Below are 22,106 nucleotides of genomic sequence, written 5' to 3' on the forward strand. Positions count from 1 at the left end.
TCGCTCATTACGATTGGGGGAAGTATTCGACCTGAGCGGCAAATGCCGATCGGTTCGTTTCAAAAACACTACGGTGGACGAAGGCGTTCTCACCCACGGCGCGGTCGAACGACAGCTTGCCGTCGAGATGGTCGATTTCGTGCTGCATCAGTTCGGCTTCCGCGCGACTCAGCGCTTCCTTCAGGTGCGTTTTGCCGGCCATGTCGGTAAAGCGCACCGAGATCGAGGCGAAGCGCTCCACCCGAACCAGCATCTCGGGGAAGCACATGCAGTCGTCCCACAGTGTCATGCGTTCGTGGCTGGCCCATACGATTTCGGGGTTGACGATCACGTCGGGCCAACCCGGCATGGCCAGGCCGATCATGCGTTTGGCAATGCCGATCTGGGGCGCTGCAATGGCGCGTCCGAAGCCATGTTCCGCACGAAAGGCGTGTATCGCGGCGCCGAGGGCTGCGGCCTCGCGCACAACGACGGGGTCGTTGACATTGGCGACTGGTGCGGCCACCTCGCGCAGCGCAGGCGATCCGACGCGCAATATGCCGACGGTCATTTCGATACCTCGGTCAAAGCCATTTTTTTGCCTCCTTTATAAGTGGATATGGTGGCGGCCGGCTCACGCAGGTCGCCGTGTTCGTCAAACGCAATCTGCCCCGTGACGCCGCCGAACGACACGCGATGCAGGGCGTCGGAAATCTTTGCGGCGTCTGTGGATTGTGCGGCGAGGGCAGCACGATAGATCGCCATCATGGCGTCGTAGGCGTAGGGCGCATATAACTGCACGGGCTCGCCGTATTTCGCCTTGAATTTGGCGGCGAATGCTTCTCCGCCCGGCATCTTTGCGAGGCTGCGTCCGCCATCCGCGCAGAACAGGTTGCCGTCGAGCGCGGCACCGGCTAGCCGGATCATTTCGGCGGTGCATAAACCGTCGCCGCCGACCAGCGGCGCGCGAATCGAGTACTGCCGCATTTGCTTGAGCATCGGCCCGCCCTGGGCGTCCATCCCGCCGAAGAAGATGGCGTCGGGGTTTTCGCGCTTGATCCGCGTGAGAACGGCGGTGAAATCGAACGCCTTGTCGGTGGAAAACTCGCGCGCGACGATCGTGGCGCCAGCCTTTTCCGCCTGGCGTGCAAATACTTCGGCAATGCCCTGGCCGTAGGCGGTGCGGTCGTCGATGACGGCAATGCGCCGTGCGTGCAACTGACTGGAGGCATATTGCGACAGTGCGACACCGAGGAAGTCGTCGTTGGCGAGCATGCGAAACGTGGTGTCGAAGCCCAGGCGCGTGAATTCGGGGTTGGTGGCCGACGGCGTGAGTTCCGCGATGTGCTGTTGTGCGTAGATGCGCGCCACGGCGATGGAGGTGCCGGAGTTCTGGTGACCGATCACGGCACTGACGTGGTTGTCTGCAAAACGCTGGGCAACGGTCGTGGCGGTGCGCGGATCGGCGGCGTCGTCTTGGGCGTCGAGCGCGAACTGTACGGGTTTGCCGGCAATGACGGGGCGTTGGGCGTTGATCTCGTCCATGGCCAGGCGAATGCCGCGTTCGCTGTCTTTGCCGAAATGCGCCTGTGCGCCGGTCAGCGCTCCGGCATAGCCAATGGTCACGATGGTTTGCGCATGCGCAGCCAGCGCGCAGAGTGCGACGGCGGTAGCGGTTAAGTGCTTCAGGGGCATGGTTTTCTCCATGGAATCGATCGGGGGCTGATGCTACGATTCTAGGGAGGTCGCACGAAATCCAATATTCGCGTGGGCTATGTTTGCTTAACTGGATTTCTTTTTCGGGGGGATTTGCGAAATATGGGTCAAGTTCATGCCGAACCGCTTGACGATTTCGATCTGCGAATTCTGGCAATGCTGCAAGTCGACAACCAGATCAGTAACCAGTCGTTGGCCGCTGCCGTCAACCTGAGTCCGCCGGCCTGTCTCAGAAGGGTGAGACGACTGCGCGAAGAGAAATACATCCAGAAGGACATCTCGGTTGTCGATCCGAACAAGGTGGGGCTACCCATCATGATGTGGGTGCTTGTTCAGGTCGAGCGGGAGCGGCTCGATCTGCTCGATGAATTCAAGCAGTTCTTGCAGAGCGTTCCAGAAGTGATGCAATGCTATGTGGTCACTGGACGCGCCGATTTCGCGATGATGATCGCGGTGCGCGACATCGATCACTATGAAGAATTCGCAACGCGCGTATTTCGGCAAAATCCAAACATTCGTCACTTTGAAACGATGGTTGTGATGTCGCGGGTGAAATTCGGAATGTCGTTGCCGATCGGGGTGTGAGGATCGACGTCTTGATCTCCCTGATGCCTGCCTTGCTCGTTTGGGTGGCATCCGTCTCGCTTTCTCTGTGCAGATGGCAGTGAAAAAGTTCGAATGACCTCGCCTGCCGGCGATCAACGACTGACAGGTTGCGACGAAGCGGGCACGCAATACTTCTGCGCGATGGGTGTCGCATGACGTGCACTTCCGCACCCGTTTCTCCGATGTTTCCCCGATCGGTCGGCTCGACGCAGGTATTGCGCAGCAGGCCCGTCTCGTCGGAGTGGTCAGATCAAGCGTGTATTACCGGGCACATCCGGTGAGCCGAGCGGATCAGTTGCTGACGCGACGGATCGACGAATTGCATATGGCGTTTCCGTTTGCCAGCGCGCGGATGCTGGCGCGCCAGTTACGCCGAGACGGCCATGAAGTCGCCCGGCGGCGCGTGTGCACCCTGATGAAGGGCATCGATGCGTCGCGCTTCGTCCAGGGCGCCGTCCACGTGACCGATCGCAGGATCGTCGTGGGTGGGCTGCGTTTGCTGATGTACAGCCAATTGGCGGGAAAGGGGCACCCGTTCCAGCTCAATACGAACCGTAGCGACTCGAAGTGGCTGCCGCGCGCGGGCGTCATCGATAAGGCGACGGATTGTCTGTCGCAGCACGGCAGCTATTCGGCGTCGCTCAAGCCGATGTCGACCATCGCGCCGATGTCGTCCGGCGTCGTGATCGACTCGAATGTCGAGCCGGAGCACGCCAAGTCGTACGAAGTCGGGGCGAAGTTCGACACGCGCTTCAAGCTGCTGGCGTATTTCGTTGCGAGTGTGTTTGCCACGTACGACACGAAGACCGGCCGTCACCCGGTGCACTATCCGTTGAACGTCAAGAACGTGTTCAACAAGACGTATTACCCGTCGAGCGCGAGTCAGCATTTCGTCGCTATTGGCGATGCGCGTTCGGCTACGCTCTGATCGACGCTTGTCCTTGCTGGAACGGGGGAGGTTGCGGTGCGGTGTTGAAAAGCCGCCGCGCCGCCGGTTTTCAGTTTGGACGAGGTATGCGGGGCGGTGCTCGGCTCAGAGCAGATCGTCGCTCGGCAGCAACGTGAACGCGCCCGCCACCGAATTGCGCCAGAAAGACGCGTAGGGTTCGACGTCGAACGTACGCGGCTGGCCGTTTTCCTCCCCGACCCAACGCAGCGCGGGCATGGTCGGCGGTGTGGGGGTTGGCGGCGTTGTGCCGGGCGGCACCAACTCGACCCGGAAGCTCACGCGGGGTAACGTTGCCCGGTCGAAGATCGCGGCCATACGCTCGGCAAACTCAGGGCTGTGGACCACGATCGCCAACTCGGTGTTCAGACGCACGGAGCGCGGGTCCAGATTGAACGAACCGAGGATCACGTCGCGGCGGTCGATCACGTACACCTTGCCGTGCAGGCTCGCGCGTGAGGAACCATTGAACGCGGCGCGCCTGGACGAGGGCTGGCCGGTGTCGGCGCGGATCGGTTTGAATTCGTACAGCGCGATGCCCGCCTGCAACAGCGCCGGGCGGTAGCGAGCGTAGCCGGCGTGAACCGGGACGACGTCGGTCGCGGCGAGCGAGTTCGTCAGCACGCGCACCTTCACGCCTCGCTGGGTGAGCGTCGAGAGGAACCGGACGCCGCCGTCGAGCGGCACGAAGTACGGCGAGATGATCAGCACTTCGCGCTGCGCGTTCGCCGCCAGTTGCCGCAATTGGGTCCCCGGCGCGCTTTTGGTCTGCTCCGAGGGAGTGTCCAGCTTGTCGGGCGAGTCGGCGGCCAGCTCGGCGGCGGCCCAGAAGAGCGGCCGCTTGCCGCTGCGCAGGCTGTCGGCGAGCGATGGCTGGTGAAGCGCCTGATGCCCGGCGGGCATCCCGTCGGCGTCGCGCCAGTGACGTACCAGTGCCTCGCGTGTGTCGTCCAGCGTCTGCTTGTCGATCTCCGACTGGACTTGTCTGAGCGGATAGGATTGCGGGCTCGTCCAGAAGTGGTCGAAGCTGCGGGAAACGGCGTCGACGACCGGCCCGGCACAGAGCAGATCGAAATCGCGGAAGGACAGATCCGGATCGGCGTCGAAATATTCGTCTCCCAGATTGCGTCCGCCGACGATGGCCAACTGGTTGTCGGCGATCAACGCCTTGTTATGCATGCGACGGTTGAGTTGGTCGAACTGGGTGAGCAGATTGCCGGCGCGCTCGAAAAGCGTGGTGTCTAACGTGGCGAACGGATTGAAGACACGGATCTCGATGTTGGGCGTCTGGTCGAGTACCGCGAAGGTGGGGTCGGTGTGGCGGCGATTGATGTCGTCGACCAGCATGCGAACGCGCACACCGCGGCCGGCCGCGTCTATCAGCGACTGGAGCAGCAGGCGCCCGGTGATGTCCTCTCCGGCGCTGTAGTACTGCACGTCCAGGCTATGCTGCGCGGCTTGAACGAGCGCGAGACGGGTAGTGAAGGCGTCCGCGCCTGTCGCGAGCAATTCAAAACCGGATTGCCCCGGATGCGCGAGGACTGCGGGGGCCAGCGCGTCGGCGAGTGCGCCGGGGGTGGCGGCCGACGTGTGGACTGTCCAGGGGGATGGCTCCGGGAGCGGTCGCACCGAGCTGCACGCCGCCACGATGAGCGCGAGCGGAAGCAGCGCGATTGGGCGCCACGAGAGGTAACGAGAGAGCGCCCGGGAGACGCGCGAAAGCATCATCTCGAACGCTCTATATAGAGAGGATGGGAGAGACATCGACGCTGGCACCGCCTTTCCATATAGGTAAGGTTTCGAGAAGCATATGCGATTTCGTTGGTTGCGTCGCTTGGGTGTGCCCGGATACATTGGATCCGTCTCCTCCATGTGTCCTGTCCCATGGATCTTGGCCCGCTCACGACGCGGGCCTTTTTTTGCCCTTTTCAAATTATTTTCACAAAGGGCTTGCCATGGTTCGGGGTTTTTACTAATATCTCGTCTCTCGCAACGACAGCGACGCAGCGAAAGCGGCGAAGCGGTTGAGGCGACGGGCTGGAAAGCCCGGTGGTTGGTGGTTTTGGAGCTTGCGAGTCGCTACGGCGATGAGTAAAGAAAGCGAAAAAAACTGTTGACGACGACGAGAAGCTGGTAGATAATCTCGCTTCTCTGCTGCTGATGCAGCGACGCAGAAAACGAAGCGACGGCGCGGTAAGTGTGCGACGAAGCGAAGTCAGATGCGATTGATCTTTAAAAATTGAACAACCGATAAGTGTGGGCACTCGATGAATAGTGCGTCTGCTTCGGCAGATTAGCTTTAAATTTATTGAGGCTCACATAGTAATAGGTAAGTTAAGTAATTAACTTGTCAGCATACTTTGAGAGCGACCGGTTCAAGTGATTTATCACGAAAACCGAAAACAGTAACAGGTTTAAACTGAAGAGTTTGATCCTGGCTCAGATTGAACGCTGGCGGCATGCCTTACACATGCAAGTCGAACGGCAGCACGGGTGCTTGCACCTGGTGGCGAGTGGCGAACGGGTGAGTAATACATCGGAATGTACCTTGTAGTGGGGGATAGCTCGGCGAAAGCCGGATTAATACCGCATACGCTCTGAGGAGGAAAGCGGGGGACCTTCGGGCCTCGTGCTACAAGAGCAGCCGATGTCAGATTAGCTAGTTGGTGAGGTAAAAGCTCACCAAGGCGACGATCTGTAGCTGGTCTGAGAGGACGACCAGCCACACTGGGACTGAGACACGGCCCAGACTCCTACGGGAGGCAGCAGTGGGGAATTTTGGACAATGGGCGCAAGCCTGATCCAGCAATGCCGCGTGTGTGAAGAAGGCCTTCGGGTTGTAAAGCACTTTTGTCCGGAAAGAAATCCTCTGGGTTAATACCTCGGGGGGATGACGGTACCGGAAGAATAAGCACCGGCTAACTACGTGCCAGCAGCCGCGGTAATACGTAGGGTGCAAGCGTTAATCGGAATTACTGGGCGTAAAGCGTGCGCAGGCGGTTTTGTAAGACGGATGTGAAATCCCCGGGCTTAACCTGGGAACTGCATTCGTGACTGCAAGGCTAGAGTATGGCAGAGGGGGGTAGAATTCCACGTGTAGCAGTGAAATGCGTAGAGATGTGGAGGAATACCGATGGCGAAGGCAGCCCCCTGGGCCAATACTGACGCTCATGCACGAAAGCGTGGGGAGCAAACAGGATTAGATACCCTGGTAGTCCACGCCCTAAACGATGTCAACTAGTTGTTGGGGATTCATTTCCTTAGTAACGAAGCTAACGCGTGAAGTTGACCGCCTGGGGAGTACGGTCGCAAGATTAAAACTCAAAGGAATTGACGGGGACCCGCACAAGCGGTGGATGATGTGGATTAATTCGATGCAACGCGAAAAACCTTACCTACCCTTGACATGTACGGAATCCTGCTGAGAGGTGGGAGTGCTCGAAAGAGAACCGTAACACAGGTGCTGCATGGCTGTCGTCAGCTCGTGTCGTGAGATGTTGGGTTAAGTCCCGCAACGAGCGCAACCCTTGTCCTTAGTTGCTACGCAAGAGCACTCTAAGGAGACTGCCGGTGACAAACCGGAGGAAGGTGGGGATGACGTCAAGTCCTCATGGCCCTTATGGGTAGGGCTTCACACGTCATACAATGGTCGGTACAGAGGGCTGCCAAACCGCGAGGTGGAGCTAACCCCAGAAAACCGATCGTAGTCCGGATCGCAGTCTGCAACTCGACTGCGTGAAGCTGGAATCGCTAGTAATCGCGGATCAGCATGTCGCGGTGAATACGTTCCCGGGTCTTGTACACACCGCCCGTCACACCATGGGAGTGGGTTTTGCCAGAAGTAGGTAGCCTAACCGCAAGGAGGGCGCTTACCACGGCAGGATTCATGACTGGGGTGAAGTCGTAACAAGGTAGCCGTAGGGGAACCTGCGGCTGGATCACCTCCTTTCTAGAGCATGCACTGGAAGTTGAGTGTTCACGCTTATCGGTTGTTGACTGCGTAGATCTAAGTCGGGTCTGTAGCTCAGGTGGTTAGAGCACCGTCTTGATAAGGCGGGGGTCGAAGGTTCAAGTCCTTCCAGACCCACCAAGCTAACCACCGCCTGACCAAGTCGGATGGTAACTGGCTTGATTTGGGGGCATAGCTCAGCTGGGAGAGCACCTGCTTTGCAAGCAGGGGGTCGTCGGTTCGATCCCGTCTGCCTCCACCAATTCCTTAGATCACACATCGATGTCAGTCAAAAGCTTTTACGTTAGTACGTCTGCAGTATTTCTGTAGTGAATCCACGTGAACGTTTTTGAATGACAGCAATGTCATGCAGTATTTGTTCTTTAACAATTTAGAAGAAGTAGTAGTACAACGGAAGCGCGTTAGAGATGGCGCGTGGAAATTGTACGGGTTGTGATTGTATCAACCAGTATTTAAAGTGATCGAAAGATGACTTGGAATACGGCACAACGCGATAACTCAACCTGTAGCGAATGTTGAAAGACACACTCGTTATAGGGTCAAGCGAATAAGTGCATGTGGTGGATGCCTTGGCGATTACAGGCGATGAAGGACGCGATAGCCTGCGAAAAGTTGTGGGGAGCTGGCAAATAAGCATTGATCCACAAATGTCCGAATGGGGAAACCCGGCCTTTTAGGTCATCCTAGACTGAATACATAGGTCTAGCGAAGCGAACGCGGCGAACTGAAACATCTAAGTAGCTGCAGGAAAAAAAATCAACCGAGATTCCCAAAGTAGTGGCGAGCGAAATGGGACCAGCCTTCAAGATTTAGCACCGGTGTTATCAAAACGGAATGGAAAGTCCGGCCATAGTGGGTGATAGCCCCGTATGAGAAAACCCTGGTGTGGAACTAAGCTTGAGATAAGTAGGGCGGGACACGTGAAATCCTGTCTGAAGATGGGGGGACCATCCTCCAAGGCTAAATACTCGTAATCGACCGATAGTGAACCAGTACCGTGAGGGAAAGGCGAAAAGAACCCCGGGAGGGGAGTGAAATAGATCCTGAAACCGCATGCATACAAACAGTCGGAGCCTCGAAAGGGGTGACGGCGTACCTTTTGTATAATGGGTCAGCGACTTACATTCAGTGGCAAGCTTAACCGAATAGGGAAGGCGTAGCGAAAGCGAGTCCGAATAGGGCGTTCAGTCGCTGGGTGTAGACCCGAAACCAAGTGATCTATCCATGGCCAGGATGAAGGTGCGGTAACACGTACTGGAGGTCCGAACCCACTAATGTTGAAAAATTAGGGGATGAGCTGTGGATAGGGGTGAAAGGCTAAACAAACTTGGAAATAGCTGGTTCTCTCCGAAAACTATTTAGGTAGTGCCTCGTGTATCACCTTCGGGGGTAGAGCACTGTCATGGTTGAAGGGTCCATTGCGGATTACTTCGCCATAGCAAACTCCGAATACCGAAGAGTGCAATCACGGGAGACAGACATCGGGTGCTAACGTCCGGTGTCAAGAGGGAAACAACCCAGACCGCCAGCTAAGGTCCCTAAATATTGCTAAGTGGGAAACGAAGTGGGAAGGCTAAAACAGTCAGGAGGTTGGCTTAGAAGCAGCCACCCTTTAAAGAAAGCGTAATAGCTCACTGATCGAGTCGTCCTGCGCGGAAGATGTAACGGGGCTAAGCAATATACCGAAGCTGCGGATGCGAGCTTGCTCGCATGGTAGGAGAGCGTTCTGTAAGCCTGTGAAGGTGTCTTGTAAAGGATGCTGGAGGTATCAGAAGTGCGAATGCTGACATGAGTAGCGATAAAGGGGGTGAAAGGCCCCCTCGCCGTAAGCCCAAGGTTTCCTACGCAACGTTCATCGGCGTAGGGTGAGTCGGCCCCTAAGGCGAGGCAGAGATGCGTAGCTGATGGGAAGCAGGTTAATATTCCTGCACCGTCGTATGATGCGATGGGGGGACGGATCGCGGAAGGTTGTCCGGGTGTTGGAAGTCCCGGTCCCTGCAGTGGAGAAGGCGCTTAGGCAAATCCGGGCGCGTAATTCAAGGCTGTGGGGCGAGCGAACTTGTTCGCGAAGCAATTGGAAGTGGTTCCAAGAAAAGCCTCTAAGCTTCAGTCATACGAGACCGTACCGCAAACCGACACAGGTGGGCGAGATGAGTATTCTAAGGCGCTTGAGAGAACTCGGGAGAAGGAACTCGGCAAATTGGTACCGTAACTTCGGGATAAGGTACGCCCTTGTAGCTTGACTGGCCTGCGCCAGGAGGGTGAAGGGGTTGCAATAAACTGGTGGCTGCGACTGTTTAATAAAAACACAGCACTCTGCAAACACGAAAGTGGACGTATAGGGTGTGACGCCTGCCCGGTGCCGGAAGATTAAATGATGGGGTGCAAGCTCTTGATTGAAGTCCCGGTAAACGGCGGCCGTAACTATAACGGTCCTAAGGTAGCGAAATTCCTTGTCGGGTAAGTTCCGACCTGCACGAATGGCGTAACGATGGCCACACTGTCTCCTCCCGAGACTCAGCGAAGTTGAAGTGTTTGTGATGATGCAATCTACCCGCGGCTAGACGGAAAGACCCCATGAACCTTTACTGTAGCTTTGCATTGGACTTTGAACCGGTCTGTGTAGGATAGGTGGGAGGCTTTGAAGCAGGAACGCTAGTTTCTGTGGAGCCGTCCTTGAAATACCACCCTGGCTTGTTTGAGGTTCTAACCTAGGTCCGTAATCCGGATCGGGGACAGTGCATGGTAGGCAGTTTGACTGGGGCGGTCTCCTCCCAAAGTGTAACGGAGGAGTACGAAGGTACGCTAGGTACGGTCGGAAATCGTGCTGATAGTGCAATGGCAAAAGCGTGCTTAACTGCGAGACTGACAAGTCGAGCAGGTGCGAAAGCAGGTCATAGTGATCCGGTGGTTCTGTATGGAAGGGCCATCGCTCAACGGATAAAAGGTACTCTGGGGATAACAGGCTGATACCGCCCAAGAGTTCATATCGACGGCGGTGTTTGGCACCTCGATGTCGGCTCATCTCATCCTGGGGCTGTAGCCGGTCCCAAGGGTATGGCTGTTCGCCATTTAAAGAGGTACGTGAGCTGGGTTTAAAACGTCGTGAGACAGTTTGGTCCCTATCTGCCGTGGGCGTTGGAAGTTTGAAGGGGGCTGCTCCTAGTACGAGAGGACCGGAGTGGACGAACCTCTGGTGTACCGGTTGTCACGCCAGTGGCATCGCCGGGTAGCTATGTTCGGAAGAGATAACCGCTGAAAGCATCTAAGCGGGAAACTCGCCTTAAGATGAGACTTCCCTAGGAACTCGATTCCTTTGAAGGGTCGTTCGAGACCAGGACGTTGATAGGTCAGGTGTGGAAGCGCAGTAATGCGTTAAGCTAACTGATACTAATTGCCCGTAAGGCTTGATCCTATAACCAGTGTGTTTTTCCTGGTGTGAGGCGCGTGTGCCCTGTATGGCGCTGATACGCTCACAACCCAAACTACACGTAGTACTACGCTTCTTCTGAATTGGTTTTGTTGCACACCGAGTGCAGCAGAACATACAAGTTATGCCTGATGACCATAGCGAGTTGGAACCACCCCTTCCCATCCCGAACAGGACCGTGAAACGACTCCACGCCGATGATAGTGCGGATACCCGTGTGAAAGTAGGTAATCGTCAGGCTCCCCTAAAGACCCCTTGCTACAACGCGTAGCAAGGGGTTTTTGCTTTGTGCGCGTCCAATGGCTCGCGGGATTCTTCCTTTGAAATTCCCCGCGCGATTCATTGGCTTGGGGACCCTCGGCAGTTACAGGATCTCGTTGGATTCATCAGGAATAGAATCGGGCTTCGACTATGGCGCTCATTTTTATTCATTCAGAGTCATTAGAGGCTCCGATTCCTACGTCAAGAACAAGTCATTTTGTATCCCCCTCGGTTGTGGGCGACATGATGGGGCGGGGCTTCTGGTGAGAAGCGCGATGCGCATTTCCAATCGACCTCTGAAAATGGATTGGTGGGCATCAACATTTGACATTTTCTGTCGTTATCGTATTGCCAGTTTCATTCGGTAATACGAGCACAACCCGGCTATCACAGCGGGTTCGAATCAGTGACAGAAAAAATGAACCAGATATTTGTTCCGAAGCGAGAGCTTCCGCCTGTAGTCGTCATTTCCCTAGTGGATAGCGATGTCCGTCGCACCCACATTACCGCGCAACTGACGGGGGCCGGCGTTCCCTTTCGCTTCTTCGATGCGAAGCGTATCCAGGCCTACCCGCCCGAGTACGACGCTGCTACGCGTCTGCAGATGTACGCCAACCATCTGACGCTCGGCGAAGTGGGGTGTTACGACAGTCATTACCGGATTTGGCAGGATCTGGCGCGCTCTAATGACGACATCTGGTGCGTCTTGGAGGACGATATCGAGCTGGCGCCGGATTTCTCCCAGCGGCTGGCCGCAGCGATGGACGTTTCGGTACCGTGGGGGCTCATGCGGCTGAAAGACGCTGGCTCCGCGGGGCGTTGGCAGGTCGCCGAATTGCCTGACGGCGGGGCACTGAATGATCATCGCAAGCAACCTGGCGGCACCCAGGCTTACCTCATTCGTCGCGATGCGGCATTGACGCTTCTGGAGTACGGCAAACGCATGATTCATCCCGTTGACGACATGCTGAATCGCAACTGGGAGCATGGCGTTCGGATGATCTCCATGGCACCGGATATTGTGCTCGACCGGGGGGATGACCTAGGTACGACTATCGTGGGCCGCCAGAAGGCTAAGCGAAGCATTTCTCAGAAGCTCAGGCGCGAATTCCATATGGGGCGCGATAGTCTGAACCGGTACATCGACGCCTGGCGCCGTCGCTTGCTGACGCCAGCACGACGCTGGGAATGAGCGTGATCCGGACGAATTTCACATATCCAAGCAAATCAACGACTTGCCGCATATAGTGAAAATCCGCAGAGCATCAGGCACAAAAACTGCGTATTTAATGCATGGAAGGTGTTGACAAGGCTGAGGGACATCTCCATAATTGCAAATTCTCTGCGGAGGGGTGCCCGAGTGGCTAAAGGGGGCAGACTGTAAATCTGTTGGCTTACGCCTACGTTGGTTCGAATCCAACCTCCTCCACCAGAATGCGGAAGTAACAAGCGTCGGAAACCTTGGTCTCCGGCGCTTGTTATCAAGAGGCGAGAGTCGGAATCCAAGCGGGTGTAGCTCAATGGTAGAGCAGAAGCCTTCCAAGCTTATGACGAGGGTTCGATTCCCTTCACCCGCTCCAGGTGACGCGCAGACGCAGTAGTAGTTAAGGATTCGCCCATGTGGCTCAGTGGTAGAGCACTCCCTTGGTAAGGGAGAGGTCGGCAGTTCGATCCTGCCCATGGGCACCAAAAGATAGTGTGAAGCGCGGCAGTCAACATGCCGAGCAATCTCGGCAATAGATAACCCGTTAGGAGTCGGAAATGGCAAAGGAAAAATTCGAGCGGACTAAGCCGCACGTGAACGTCGGCACCATCGGTCACGTTGACCATGGCAAGACCACCCTGACGGCTGCTATCGCAACGGTTCTGTCGTCGAAGTTCGGCGGTCAGGCCAAGAAGTACGACGAAATCGACGCAGCACCGGAAGAAAAGGCACGCGGTATTACCATCAACACCGCGCACATCGAGTACGAAACGGCTAACCGCCACTACGCACACGTTGACTGCCCGGGCCACGCCGACTACGTCAAGAACATGATTACCGGTGCTGCCCAGATGGACGGCGCTATCCTGGTTTGCTCGGCCGCCGACGGCCCGATGCCGCAAACGCGTGAGCACATCCTGTTGGCCCGTCAGGTTGGCGTGCCGTACATCATCGTGTTCCTGAACAAGTGCGACATGGTCGACGACGCCGAGCTGCTCGAGCTGGTCGAAATGGAAGTTCGCGAACTTCTGTCGAAGTATGACTTCCCGGGCGACGACCTGCCGATCATCAAGGGTTCCGCCAAGCTGGCGCTGGAAGGCGACAAGGGCGAACTCGGCGAAGAAGCCATCATGAAGCTGGCTGAAGCCCTCGACACGTACATCCCGACGCCGGAGCGCGCTATCGACAAGGCATTCCTGATGCCGGTGGAAGACGTGTTCTCGATCTCGGGTCGCGGTACCGTTGTGACCGGTCGTGTTGAGTCGGGCGTGATCAAGGTCGGCGAAGAAATCGAAATCGTCGGTATCGTGCCGACGGTCAAGACGATTTGCACGGGCGTTGAAATGTTCCGCAAGCTGCTCGACCAAGGTCAGGCTGGCGACAACGTCGGTATTCTGCTGCGCGGCACGAAGCGTGAAGATGTTCAGCGTGGTCAGGTTCTGGCCAAGCCGGGTTCGATCACGCCGCACACGGACTTCACGGGCGAAGTGTACGTTCTGTCGAAGGATGAAGGTGGTCGTCACACTCCGTTCTTCAACAACTACCGTCCGCAGTTCTACTTCCGCACGACGGACGTGACTGGCTCGATCACCCTGCCGGAAGGCAAGGAAATGGTCATGCCGGGCGACAACGTGTCGATCAGCGTCAAGCTGATTGCCCCGATCGCCATGACTGAAGGTCTGCGTTTCGCAATTCGCGAAGGTGGCCGTACTGTCGGCGCCGGCGTGGTAGCAAAGATCGTAGCTTAAGCCGGTACCTTAACGGTCCGCGCTTACGGGGTCAGCTTTTGGCGGCTGGCCCCTCTGCTGTTTTAGGGGTATAGCTCAACTGGCAGAGCGTCGGTCTCCAAAACCGAAGGTTGGGGGTTCGATTCCCTCTGCCCCTGCCAAAACAACTGTCTGCAAGCTGGAAATGGCGAATTCTCCCGTAGAAACTGTGCGTACGACTGGCGACAAGCTGCTGCTGGCACTGGCCGGGCTGCTGGTGATTGCTGGCGTCGTGGCGTTCTACGCGTTGGAGCAACAGGCACTTTATGTGCGCGTTGCTGCCATCGTCGTCGTTCTGGCCATCGCAGCAGGTGTTGCATTGGCATCGCAAACCGGCAAAGGCTTCCTGGCTTTTGCCAAGGATGCGTATCGGGAAGTGGGTAAGGTCGTTTGGCCGACCCGTAAAGAGGCCGCTCAAACGACCGCGATTGTCTTCGCGTTCGTCATCGTCATGGCGCTGTATCTGTGGATCAGCGACAAGACGATTGAATGGGCAGTGTTCTCTTTGATTCTTGGCTGGAAATGATATGTCTGATACCGGGGCTGCACCGAGTAAGAAGCGCTGGTACGTCGTTCATGCTTATTCCGGCATGGAAAAGAGCGTAGCCAAAGCGCTTCGTGAGCGCATTGCGCGCGCTGGCATGGAAGACTACTTCGGCGAGATTCTCGTTCCGACCGAAGAAGTTGTTGAAACAAAGGGTGGCCACAAGTCGGTCACCGAACGTCGTTTCTTCCCCGGCTATGTGCTGTGTGAGATGGAAATGACGGACGACACGTGGCACTTGGTCAAGAACACCGCCAAGGTCACCGGTTTTGTCGGCGGTACGGGTAATCGCCCGATTCCGATTCGGCAGGCTGAGGTCGACAAGATCATGTCGCAAATCAAGGACGGGGTGGAAAAGCCGCGTCCCAAGACGTTGTTCGAGGTGGGCGAGCTGGTTCGAGTCAAGGATGGTCCTTTCACGGACTTCAACGGCTCGGTGGAAGAAGTGAATTACGAAAAATCTCGCCTCCGTGTTTCCGTCACCATTTTCGGACGGGCGACTCCGGTAGAACTGGAGTTCGGACAGGTCGAAAAGATCTAAGAATAAAATGCGCCGGCGCGACGTCCGGCGCGTTTTTGCGTTGGTGACAGCCGTCGCCGAGGAGCGCCAGTAGCCGATTTCCGGTGAAAACGCGCTATGACTCAACCCCGAATATGCGCCACATATTCGTTCCGGAGTAAACCATGGCAAAGAAAATCATCGGCTTTATCAAGCTGCAGATTCCTGCAGGTAAAGCCAATCCGTCGCCCCCCGTGGGCCCGGCACTGGGTCAACGCGGCCTGAACATCATGGAGTTCTGCAAGGCGTTCAACGCGCAAACGCAGAGCCTCGAACCGGGTCTGCCGATTCCGGTGGTGATCACCGCATTTGCGGACAAGAGCTTCACGTTCGTCCTGAAGACCCCGCCGGCAACGGTGCTGATCAAGAAGGCTGCCAACCTGCAAAAGGGTTCGAGCAAGCCGCACACCGACAAGGTGGGCAAGATCACCCGCGCACAAGCGGAAGAAATCGCGAAGACCAAGATGCCTGACCTTACCGCCTCCGATCTGGACGCTGCGGTTCGCACCATCGCTGGCAGCGCACGTTCGATGGGCATCACGGTGGAGGGTCTGTAATGGCTAAGATCTCGAAGCGTCAACAAGCACTGGCCGCCAAGGTCGATCGCAACAAGCTGTACCCGGTCGGCGACGCCCTGGCACTGGTCAAGGAATGCGCAAGCGCCAAGTTCGACGAGTCGATCGACGTCGCCGTGCAACTGGGCGTGGATGCGAAGAAGTCGGACCAAGTGGTTCGTGGCTCGGTCGTTCTGCCGGCAGGTACCGGTAAGTCGGTTCGTGTGGCCGTGTTCGCCCAAGGCGACAAGGCTGAGCAAGCCAAGGCTGCCGGCGCCGAAATCGTCGGTATGGAAGACCTGGCCGAGCAGATCAAGGCCGGCAACATGGACTTCGACATCGTGATCGCTTCGCCGGACACGATGCGTATCGTCGGTACGCTGGGTCAGATCCTTGGCCCGCGCGGCCTGATGCCGAACCCGAAGGTTGGCACGGTGACCCCGGACGTTGCTACGGCTGTGAAGAACGCCAAGGCGGGTCAGGTGCAGTTCCGCGTCGACAAGGGCGGCATCATTCACGCCACCATCGGTCGCGCTTCGTTCGAACCGGCAGCGTTGCAACAGAACCTTTCGGCGCTGTTGGAAGCCCTGACGAAGGCCAAGCCGGCCTCGAGCAAGGGTGTCTACCTGCGCAAGATCGCTCTGTCGAGCACGATGGGCGTTGGCGTGCGTGTGGACCAGGCTAGCCTGGCTGCCTAAGTCAGCGTAAGCCACAGTATCGCAATCGCAGGGTGATGGCGTCCCCTGCGACGGCTGAGATCCCAGAGATCGAAAGCCAGTAGCAAAAGACTTTGGGCGGAAGCGAGTTCTTCGGAATGCGCTTCCGGTTATCAAAGACCGTTGGCGGGAATGGGCATTGACTGACGCTCCCTTAATACGCCAGCCAACGCAGATGGCGAACCCGAACAAGTTATGCAGTCGCACCCTCGCACACGGGCAACCGGGCGCGAAGGTTGAAACTCCAGACATGTCGGTAAGCCGTTAGTGGAACGGCGTCACCATGAGGTGATGTCAATTTTGGAGGTTAACCGTGGCACTTAATCTTGATGATAAGAAAGCCGTCGTGGCTGAAGTATCGGCGCAAGTCGCCGGCGCTTCGACCATCGTTGTGGCTGAATATCGCGGAATCACGGTTGGCGATCTGACGAAGCTTCGCGCCAATGCGCGTCAGCAAGGCGTCTACCTGCGCGTTCTGAAGAACACGCTGGCACGCCGCGCGGTGGAAAACACCCCGTTTGCTGACCTGGCTGAGCAGATGACCGGTCCTCTGATCTACGGTATCTCGACGGATCCCGTAGCCGCTGCGAAAGTCTTGAACGACTTTTCGAAGGGCAACGACAAGTTGATCTTGAAGGCCGGCTCGTACGACGGCAAGGTGATGGACAAGGCAGGCGTGCAAGCGCTGGCCTCGATCCCGAGCCGCGACGAACTGCTCGCGAAGTTGCTGGGTGTCATGCAAGCGCCGGTTTCCGGCTTTGCTCGCGTCCTGGCTGCCGTGGCCGAGAAGAAGCAAGCGGAAGCTGCTTAATTCTCGACCCGGTTACACGATCGCTGACTTCGGTCCGAACACAATCTAGGAGTTTTACAAATGGCAATCACGAAAGACGAAATCATCGAAGCCGTAGGCGCGATGTCGGTTATGGAACTGAACGACCTGGTCAAGGCGTTCGAAGAGAAGTTCGGCGTGTCGGCTGCTGCCCTGGCAGTTGCTGGCCCGGCTGGTGCTGGCGGCGGTGCTGCTGCTGCTGAAGAGCAAACCGAATTCAACGTCATCCTGGCAGAAGTCGGTGCAAACAAGGTCGGCGTCATTAAGGCCGTCCGCGAAATCACCGGCCTGGGCCTGAAGGAAGCCAAGGATCTGGTTGATGGCGCTCCGAAGGCTGTCAAGGAAGGCGTCGACAAGGCTGCTGCTGAAGAAGCCAAGAAGAAGCTGGAAGAAGCCGGCGCCAAGGTCGAAGTCAAGTAATTCGGCTCTGCGCGTAGGGAAGGCTGGCGACGAAAAGTCGTCAGCCTTTTTGTGCTTTCAGGAGATGCAAATCCCACAAAGGATGTGCGGATTTCGAAAGCTGGCGTGAAGCAACGCCAAGTGATTGAAAGTAAAACGATTTCGCCGAAGCCCATGCAAGTCACGCTGTTTCAAACGCGCGTCTCATCGGCAAACTGAGCGAAAGGCAGTATCAGAGAAGTAGCGAAGGCGTATCGAAGAGGCCAAAGAAAAAATCGTGCGGCACTGAGTCGGCAGCGGTTTTCTCTTTGTCTTCTGAAGCGACTGCAGAAGGCAAGTTTGGTCGGGCGACGGGCAACACAGGCATCCGTCGCCGTCAGCCAGCGGTTGGTAGCGGCCAACCACCAAGCTCGTTGCTCCATGGCAAGCCCGCCGTGGAGGACGTCTGGTCTCAGTCGATGAACACCCGTTGGCGATGCCTGCCGTCGTCGTCAGCGTAGTGATTCGGAGATCGTAATGCACTATTCCTTCACCGAGAAGAAACGCATTCGCAAGAGTTTTGCGAAGCGTCCGACCGTGCACAAGGTGCCGTTTTTGCTGGCCACCCAGCTCGCCTCGTACACATCGTTCTTGCAAGCCGATACGCTTGCATCGGAGCGGAAGCCGGAGGGTCTGCAAGCAGCCTTCTCCTCCATTTTCCCGATCGTTTCTCACAACGGGTTCGCACGCCTGGAGTTTGTCAGCTATTTGCTTGGTACTCCCGCGTTCGATGTCAAGGAATGTCAACAGCGCGGCCTGACCTTTTGCTCGGCTCTGCGCGCCAAGGTTCGTCTGGTGATTCTCGACAAGGAATCGCCCAACAAGCCGGTAGTCAAGGAAGTGAAGGAACAGGAAGTGTACATGGGCGAAATTCCGCTCATGACCTCGACGGGTTCCTTCGTTATCAATGGCACGGAACGTGTCATCGTCTCGCAGCTGCACCGTTCGCCGGGCGTGTTCTTCGAACACGACAAGGGCAAGACGCACAGCTCGGGTAAGCTGCTTTTCTCCGCGCGTATCATCCCCTACCGCGGCTCGTGGCTGGACTTCGAATTCGACCCGAAGGACATCCTGTACTTCCGCGTCGACCGCCGTCGCAAGATGCCGGTCACGATCCTGCTCAAGGCGATTGGCCTGACGCCGGAACAGATCCTCGCCAACTTCTTCGTGTTCGACAACTTCAAGCTGATGCCGGAAGGCGCACAGATGGAGTTCGTGCCGGAGCGTCTGCGCGGTGAAGTTGCGCGTTTCGACATTACGGATCGCGAAGGCAAGGTCATCGTCCAGAAGGACAAGCGCGTCAACGCCAAGCACATCCGTGATCTGGAGAACGCCAACACCAAGTTCATCTCGGTGCCGGAAGACTACCTGCTCGGCCGTGTGCTCGCGAAGAACGTGATCGATGGCGATACCGGCGAAGTGATCGCCAACGCCAACGACGAAATCACCGAAAGCGTGCTGGTCAAGCTGCGCGAGTCGGGCGTGTCGGACATCCAGACGCTGTACACGAACGATCTGGATCAGGGTTCGTACATCTCGGCCACGCTGCGTATCGACGAAACCGCCGACCAGACGGCCGCGCGTATCGCGATCTATCGCATGATGCGCCCGGGCGAGCCGCCGACCGAAGATGCGGTCGAGGCCCTGTTCAACCGTCTGTTCTACAGCGAAGAAGCGTACGACCTGTCGAAGGTGGGTCGTATGAAGTTCAACCGTCGTGTTGGCCGTGACGAAGTGCTCGGACCGATGACGCTGGAAGACGACGACATTCTCGCGACGATCAAGATCCTGGTGGATCTGCGTAACGGCCGCGGCGAAGTCGACGATATCGACCACTTGGGTAACCGTCGTGTGCGTTGCGTCGGCGAACTGGCCGAGAACCAGTTCCGCGCCGGTCTGGTGCGTGTCGAGCGCGCTGTGAAGGAACGTCTGGGTCAGGCCGAGTCGGAAAACCTGATGCCGCACGACCTGATCAACAGCAAGCCGATCTCGTCTGCCATTCGCGAGTTCTTCGGTTCGTCGCAGTTGTCGCAGTTCATGGACCAGACCAACCCGCTGTCGGAAATCACGCACAAGCGTCGCGTTTCCGCACTGGGCCCGGGCGGTCTGACGCGCGAGCGTGCAGGCTTTGAAGTTCGCGACGTGCATCCGACTCACTACGGTCGCGTGTGCCCGATTGAAACGCCGGAAGGTCCGAACATCGGTCTGATCAACTCGCTGGCGCTGTATGCCCGCCTGAACGAGTACGGCTTCCTCGAGACGCCGTATCGCAAGGTGGTGGACGGCAAGGTCACCGACCAGATCGACTACCTGTCGGCCATTGAAGAAGGTCGTTACGTGATCGCTCAGGCGAACGCGTCGATCGGCGAAAACGGCGAACTGACCGACGAACTGGTCTCGTCGCGTGAAGCTGGCGAAACGCTGATGGTCACGCCGGACCGCATCCAGTACATGGACGTGGCGCCGTCGCAGATCGTGTCAGTGGCAGCCTCGCTGATTCCGTTCCTCGAGCACGATGACGCGAACCGTGCATTGATGGGTTCGAACATGCAGCGCCAGGCCGTGCCTTGCCTGCGTCCGGAAAAAGCGGTGGTCGGTACGGGTATCGAACGTACGGTGGCCGTTGACTCGGGTACGACCGTGCAGGCGTTCCGTGGCGGTGTGGTCGACTACGTCGATGCCGGCCGTGTGGTGATTCGCGTGAACGATGACGAAGCCGTTGCCGGTGAAGTCGGCGTGGACATCTACAACCTGATCAAGTACACGCGTTCGAACCAGAACACCAACATCAACCAGCGCCCGATCGTGGAAGTGGGCGACAAGGTGGCGCGCGGCGATGTGATTGCCGACGGCGCGTCGACCGATCTGGGTGAGCTGGCGCTGGGTCAGAACATGCTGATCGCGTTCATGCCGTGGAACGGCTACAACTTCGAGGATTCGATCCTGATCTCGGAGCGCGTCGTTGCGGAAGACCGTTACACGTCGATTCACATCGAAGAGCTGAACGTGGTCGCTCGCGACACGAAGCTTGGACCTGAAGAAATCACGCGCGACATCTCGAACCTGGCGGAAGTGCAACTGAGCCGTCTGGACGAGTCGGGCATCGTGTACATCGGCGCGGAAGTCGAAGCCGGTGACGTGATGGTGGGCAAGGTCACGCCGAAGGGCGAAACCCAGCTTACGCCGGAAGAAAAGCTGCTGCGTGCGATCTTCGGCGAGAAGGCGTCGGACGTGAAGGACACCTCGCTGCGCGTGCCGTCCGGCATGAGCGGTACGGTGATCGACGTGCAAGTGTTCACGCGTGAAGGTATCCAGCGCGACAAGCGCGCTCAACAGATCATCGACGATGAACTGAAGGGCTACCGCCTGGACCTGAACGACCAGCTGCGTATCGTGGAAGGCGATGCATTCCAGCGTCTGGAGCGCTTCCTGGTGGGCAAGACGGCCAATGGCGGTCCGAAGAAGCTCGCCAAGGGCACCAAGCTCACGAAGGAATACCTGGCCGATCTGGATCGCTACCACTGGTTCGATATTCGTCTGGCCGACGACGAAGCTGCGCAACAGCTCGAGCAGATCAAGGAATCGATCGAGCAGAAGCGTCACCAGTTCGATCTGGCTTTCGAAGAGAAGCGCAAGAAGCTCACGCAAGGCGACGAACTGCCGCCGGGCGTGCTGAAGATGGTCAAGGTGTACCTGGCGGTCAAGCGTCGTCTGCAGCCTGGCGACAAGATGGCCGGCCGTCACGGTAACAAGGGCGTGGTCTCGAAGATCGTGCCGATCGAGGATATGCCGTACATGGCCGATGGCCGTCCGGCCGACATCGTGCTCAACCCGCTCGGCGTGCCGTCGCGGATGAACGTGGGTCAGATTCTCGAGTCGCACCTCGGCTGGGCAGCGAAGGGTCTGGGCTGGCGTATCGGCGAAATGCTGCAAGCGCACACCAAGGTCCAGGAAGTTCGCAAGTTCCTGACGAAGATCTACAACGAGAGCGGTCAGCAAGAAGATATCGACAGCCTGTCGGACGACGAAATCATGTCGCTGGCGCGCAACCTGCAGAACGGTGTGCCGTTCGCTACGCCGGTGTTCGATGGTGCGCATGAAGAGGAAATCCGTCGCATGCTGGATCTGGCGTTCCCGGATCACATTGCGAAGGAACTCGGCATGACGCCGTCGAAGAACCAGGTCACGCTGTTCGACGGCCGTACGGGTGAAGCATTTGAGCGTCCGGTCACGTGCGGCTTCATGCACATGCTCAAGCTGCACCACTTGGTCGACGACAAGATGCACGCGCGTTCGACCGGTCCGTACTCGCTGGTGACGCAACAGCCGTTGGGCGGTAAGGCTCAGTTCGGTGGTCAGCGCTTCGGTGAAATGGAAGTGTGGGCACTGGAAGCCTATGGCGCATCGTATGTGCTGCAGGAAATGCTGACCGTGAAGTCGGATGACGTGACGGGTCGTACGAAGGTGTACGAGAACCTCGTCAAGGGCGATCACGTGATCGATGCCGGCATGCCGGAATCGTTCAACGTGCTGGTCAAGGAAATCCGTTCGCTCGGTATCGATATCGACCTGGAGCGCGGTTAATCGC

At 57.5% G+C, this 22,106-nt stretch carries 14 protein-coding genes, 6 tRNA genes and 3 rRNA genes; 20 read left to right on the top strand and 3 right to left on the bottom strand.

Annotated features, from left to right (window positions below; all coding sequences use genetic code 11):
* Positions 1-7 precede the first annotated feature (7 nt).
* Together AT395_RS26010 and AT395_RS01325 are read right to left on the bottom strand one after the other, a co-directional pair.
* Positions 8-550 carry a peptide deformylase gene (locus AT395_RS26010; protein ID WP_048628269.1) on the bottom strand — a complete coding sequence of 181 codons (543 nt, stop codon included), beginning with the start codon at positions 548-550 and terminating at the stop codon, positions 8-10.
* On the bottom strand, positions 547-1,674 hold the full coding sequence (locus AT395_RS01325; protein WP_082164694.1) for a branched-chain amino acid ABC transporter substrate-binding protein: 1,128 nt from the start codon (positions 1,672-1,674) through the stop codon (positions 547-549). Before AT395_RS01325 ends, AT395_RS26010 begins: the two co-directional genes overlap by 4 nt.
* 177 nt (positions 1,675-1,851) lie before the next feature.
* On the opposite strand from AT395_RS01325, the gene AT395_RS01330 reads away from it, so the two are divergent.
* Positions 1,852-2,280: an Lrp/AsnC family transcriptional regulator gene (locus AT395_RS01330; RefSeq protein WP_231606082.1), complete on the top strand. Its 429-nt coding sequence runs from the start codon at positions 1,852-1,854 to the stop codon at positions 2,278-2,280.
* Between the two features lie 178 nt (positions 2,281-2,458).
* Entirely contained in the window at positions 2,459-3,229 is a 771-nt protein-coding gene (locus AT395_RS01335) for a TonB-dependent receptor (protein WP_231606081.1), read from the top strand.
* A gap of 105 nt (positions 3,230-3,334) precedes the next feature.
* Here AT395_RS01335 and AT395_RS01340 read toward each other — a convergent pair whose 3' ends face one another.
* Complete coding sequence (locus AT395_RS01340; RefSeq protein WP_048628301.1) at positions 3,335-4,972, bottom strand: phospholipase D family protein; 1,638 nt, start codon at positions 4,970-4,972, stop codon at positions 3,335-3,337.
* A 691-nt stretch (positions 4,973-5,663) separates the two neighbouring features.
* On the opposite strand from AT395_RS01340, the gene AT395_RS01345 reads away from it, so the two are divergent.
* From AT395_RS01345 to rpoB, 18 genes are all read left to right on the top strand, one after another.
* Positions 5,664-7,196: ribosomal RNA gene (locus tag AT395_RS01345) — 16S ribosomal RNA — on the top strand.
* A 64-nt stretch (positions 7,197-7,260) separates the two neighbouring features.
* Positions 7,261-7,337: transfer RNA gene (locus AT395_RS01350), tRNA-Ile, on the top strand.
* A gap of 45 nt (positions 7,338-7,382) precedes the next feature.
* Positions 7,383-7,458, top strand: a tRNA-Ala gene (locus AT395_RS01355).
* 296 nt (positions 7,459-7,754) lie between these two features.
* Positions 7,755-10,632 (top strand): 23S ribosomal RNA (locus AT395_RS01360).
* A 142-nt stretch (positions 10,633-10,774) separates the two neighbouring features.
* Positions 10,775-10,887 (top strand): 5S ribosomal RNA (gene rrf, locus AT395_RS01365).
* The 16S, 23S and 5S rRNA genes sit together here with 2 tRNA genes alongside, the layout of an rRNA operon.
* A gap of 439 nt (positions 10,888-11,326) precedes the next feature.
* Positions 11,327-12,100: a glycosyltransferase family 25 protein gene (locus AT395_RS01370; protein ID WP_048628234.1), complete on the top strand. Its 774-nt coding sequence runs from the start codon at positions 11,327-11,329 to the stop codon at positions 12,098-12,100.
* A 154-nt stretch (positions 12,101-12,254) separates the two neighbouring features.
* Positions 12,255-12,340: transfer RNA gene (locus tag AT395_RS01375), tRNA-Tyr, on the top strand.
* Between the two features lie 74 nt (positions 12,341-12,414).
* A tRNA-Gly gene (locus tag AT395_RS01380) sits at positions 12,415-12,488 on the top strand.
* A gap of 34 nt (positions 12,489-12,522) precedes the next feature.
* Positions 12,523-12,597 (top strand) — tRNA-Thr (locus AT395_RS01385).
* Positions 12,598-12,669: 72 nt separating this feature from the next.
* The gene (gene tuf / locus AT395_RS01390) at positions 12,670-13,860 is read left to right on the top strand and encodes an elongation factor Tu (protein ID WP_048628233.1); all 1,191 of its coding nucleotides are present in this window, start codon (positions 12,670-12,672) and stop codon (positions 13,858-13,860) included.
* Between the two features lie 64 nt (positions 13,861-13,924).
* Positions 13,925-14,000, top strand: a tRNA-Trp gene (locus AT395_RS01395).
* A 23-nt stretch (positions 14,001-14,023) separates the two neighbouring features.
* Complete coding sequence (secE, locus tag AT395_RS01400; RefSeq protein ID WP_042113452.1) at positions 14,024-14,404, top strand: preprotein translocase subunit SecE; 381 nt, start codon at positions 14,024-14,026, stop codon at positions 14,402-14,404.
* Between the two features lies 1 nt (position 14,405).
* Positions 14,406-14,963, top strand: a complete 558-nt coding sequence (gene nusG / locus AT395_RS01405; protein ID WP_039374983.1) for a transcription termination/antitermination protein NusG — start codon at positions 14,406-14,408, stop codon at positions 14,961-14,963.
* Between the two features lie 143 nt (positions 14,964-15,106).
* Positions 15,107-15,538 (top strand): 50S ribosomal protein L11, encoded by a 432-nt coding sequence (gene rplK, locus AT395_RS01410; RefSeq protein WP_010804164.1) that lies wholly within the window; start codon positions 15,107-15,109, stop codon positions 15,536-15,538.
* Positions 15,538-16,233 carry a 50S ribosomal protein L1 gene (rplA, locus tag AT395_RS01415; RefSeq protein WP_042113451.1) on the top strand — a complete coding sequence of 232 codons (696 nt, stop codon included), beginning with the start codon at positions 15,538-15,540 and terminating at the stop codon, positions 16,231-16,233. Before rplK ends, rplA begins: the two co-directional genes overlap by 1 nt.
* A 331-nt stretch (positions 16,234-16,564) precedes the next feature.
* Complete coding sequence (gene rplJ / locus AT395_RS01420; protein ID WP_010804162.1) at positions 16,565-17,062, top strand: 50S ribosomal protein L10; 498 nt, start codon at positions 16,565-16,567, stop codon at positions 17,060-17,062.
* 60 nt (positions 17,063-17,122) lie between these two features.
* A complete protein-coding gene (gene rplL, locus AT395_RS01425; RefSeq protein ID WP_042113450.1) occupies positions 17,123-17,500 on the top strand; it encodes a 50S ribosomal protein L7/L12 in 378 nt (125 codons plus the stop codon).
* Positions 17,501-17,995: 495 nt separating this feature from the next.
* Positions 17,996-22,102, top strand: coding sequence for a DNA-directed RNA polymerase subunit beta (gene rpoB, locus AT395_RS01430; RefSeq protein WP_042113448.1), 4,107 nt, complete (start codon positions 17,996-17,998; stop codon positions 22,100-22,102).
* Positions 22,103-22,106: the final 4 nt, after the last annotated feature.

This window comes from Pandoraea apista (assembly GCF_001465595.2).
Taxonomy (GTDB): Bacteria; Pseudomonadota; Gammaproteobacteria; order Burkholderiales; family Burkholderiaceae; genus Pandoraea; species Pandoraea apista.

Coding starts and splice junctions, on each gene's coding strand:
- AT395_RS01370 (WP_048628234.1), top strand. CDS start 11,327: ATGAACCAGATATTTGTTCCGAAGCGAGAGCTTCCGCCTGTAGTCGTC.
- AT395_RS26010 (WP_048628269.1), bottom strand. CDS start 550: ATGACCGTCGGCATATTGCGCGTCGGATCGCCTGCGCTGCGCGAGGTG.
- rplA (WP_042113451.1), top strand. CDS start 15,538: ATGGCTAAGATCTCGAAGCGTCAACAAGCACTGGCCGCCAAGGTCGAT.
- nusG (WP_039374983.1), top strand. CDS start 14,406: ATGTCTGATACCGGGGCTGCACCGAGTAAGAAGCGCTGGTACGTCGTT.
- AT395_RS01340 (WP_048628301.1), bottom strand. CDS start 4,972: ATGCTTTCGCGCGTCTCCCGGGCGCTCTCTCGTTACCTCTCGTGGCGC.
- AT395_RS01330 (WP_231606082.1), top strand. CDS start 1,852: ATGCTGCAAGTCGACAACCAGATCAGTAACCAGTCGTTGGCCGCTGCC.
- rplL (WP_042113450.1), top strand. CDS start 17,123: ATGGCAATCACGAAAGACGAAATCATCGAAGCCGTAGGCGCGATGTCG.
- AT395_RS01325 (WP_082164694.1), bottom strand. CDS start 1,674: ATGCCCCTGAAGCACTTAACCGCTACCGCCGTCGCACTCTGCGCGCTG.
- rplK (WP_010804164.1), top strand. CDS start 15,107: ATGGCAAAGAAAATCATCGGCTTTATCAAGCTGCAGATTCCTGCAGGT.
- tuf (WP_048628233.1), top strand. CDS start 12,670: ATGGCAAAGGAAAAATTCGAGCGGACTAAGCCGCACGTGAACGTCGGC.
- rpoB (WP_042113448.1), top strand. CDS start 17,996: ATGCACTATTCCTTCACCGAGAAGAAACGCATTCGCAAGAGTTTTGCG.
- secE (WP_042113452.1), top strand. CDS start 14,024: ATGGCGAATTCTCCCGTAGAAACTGTGCGTACGACTGGCGACAAGCTG.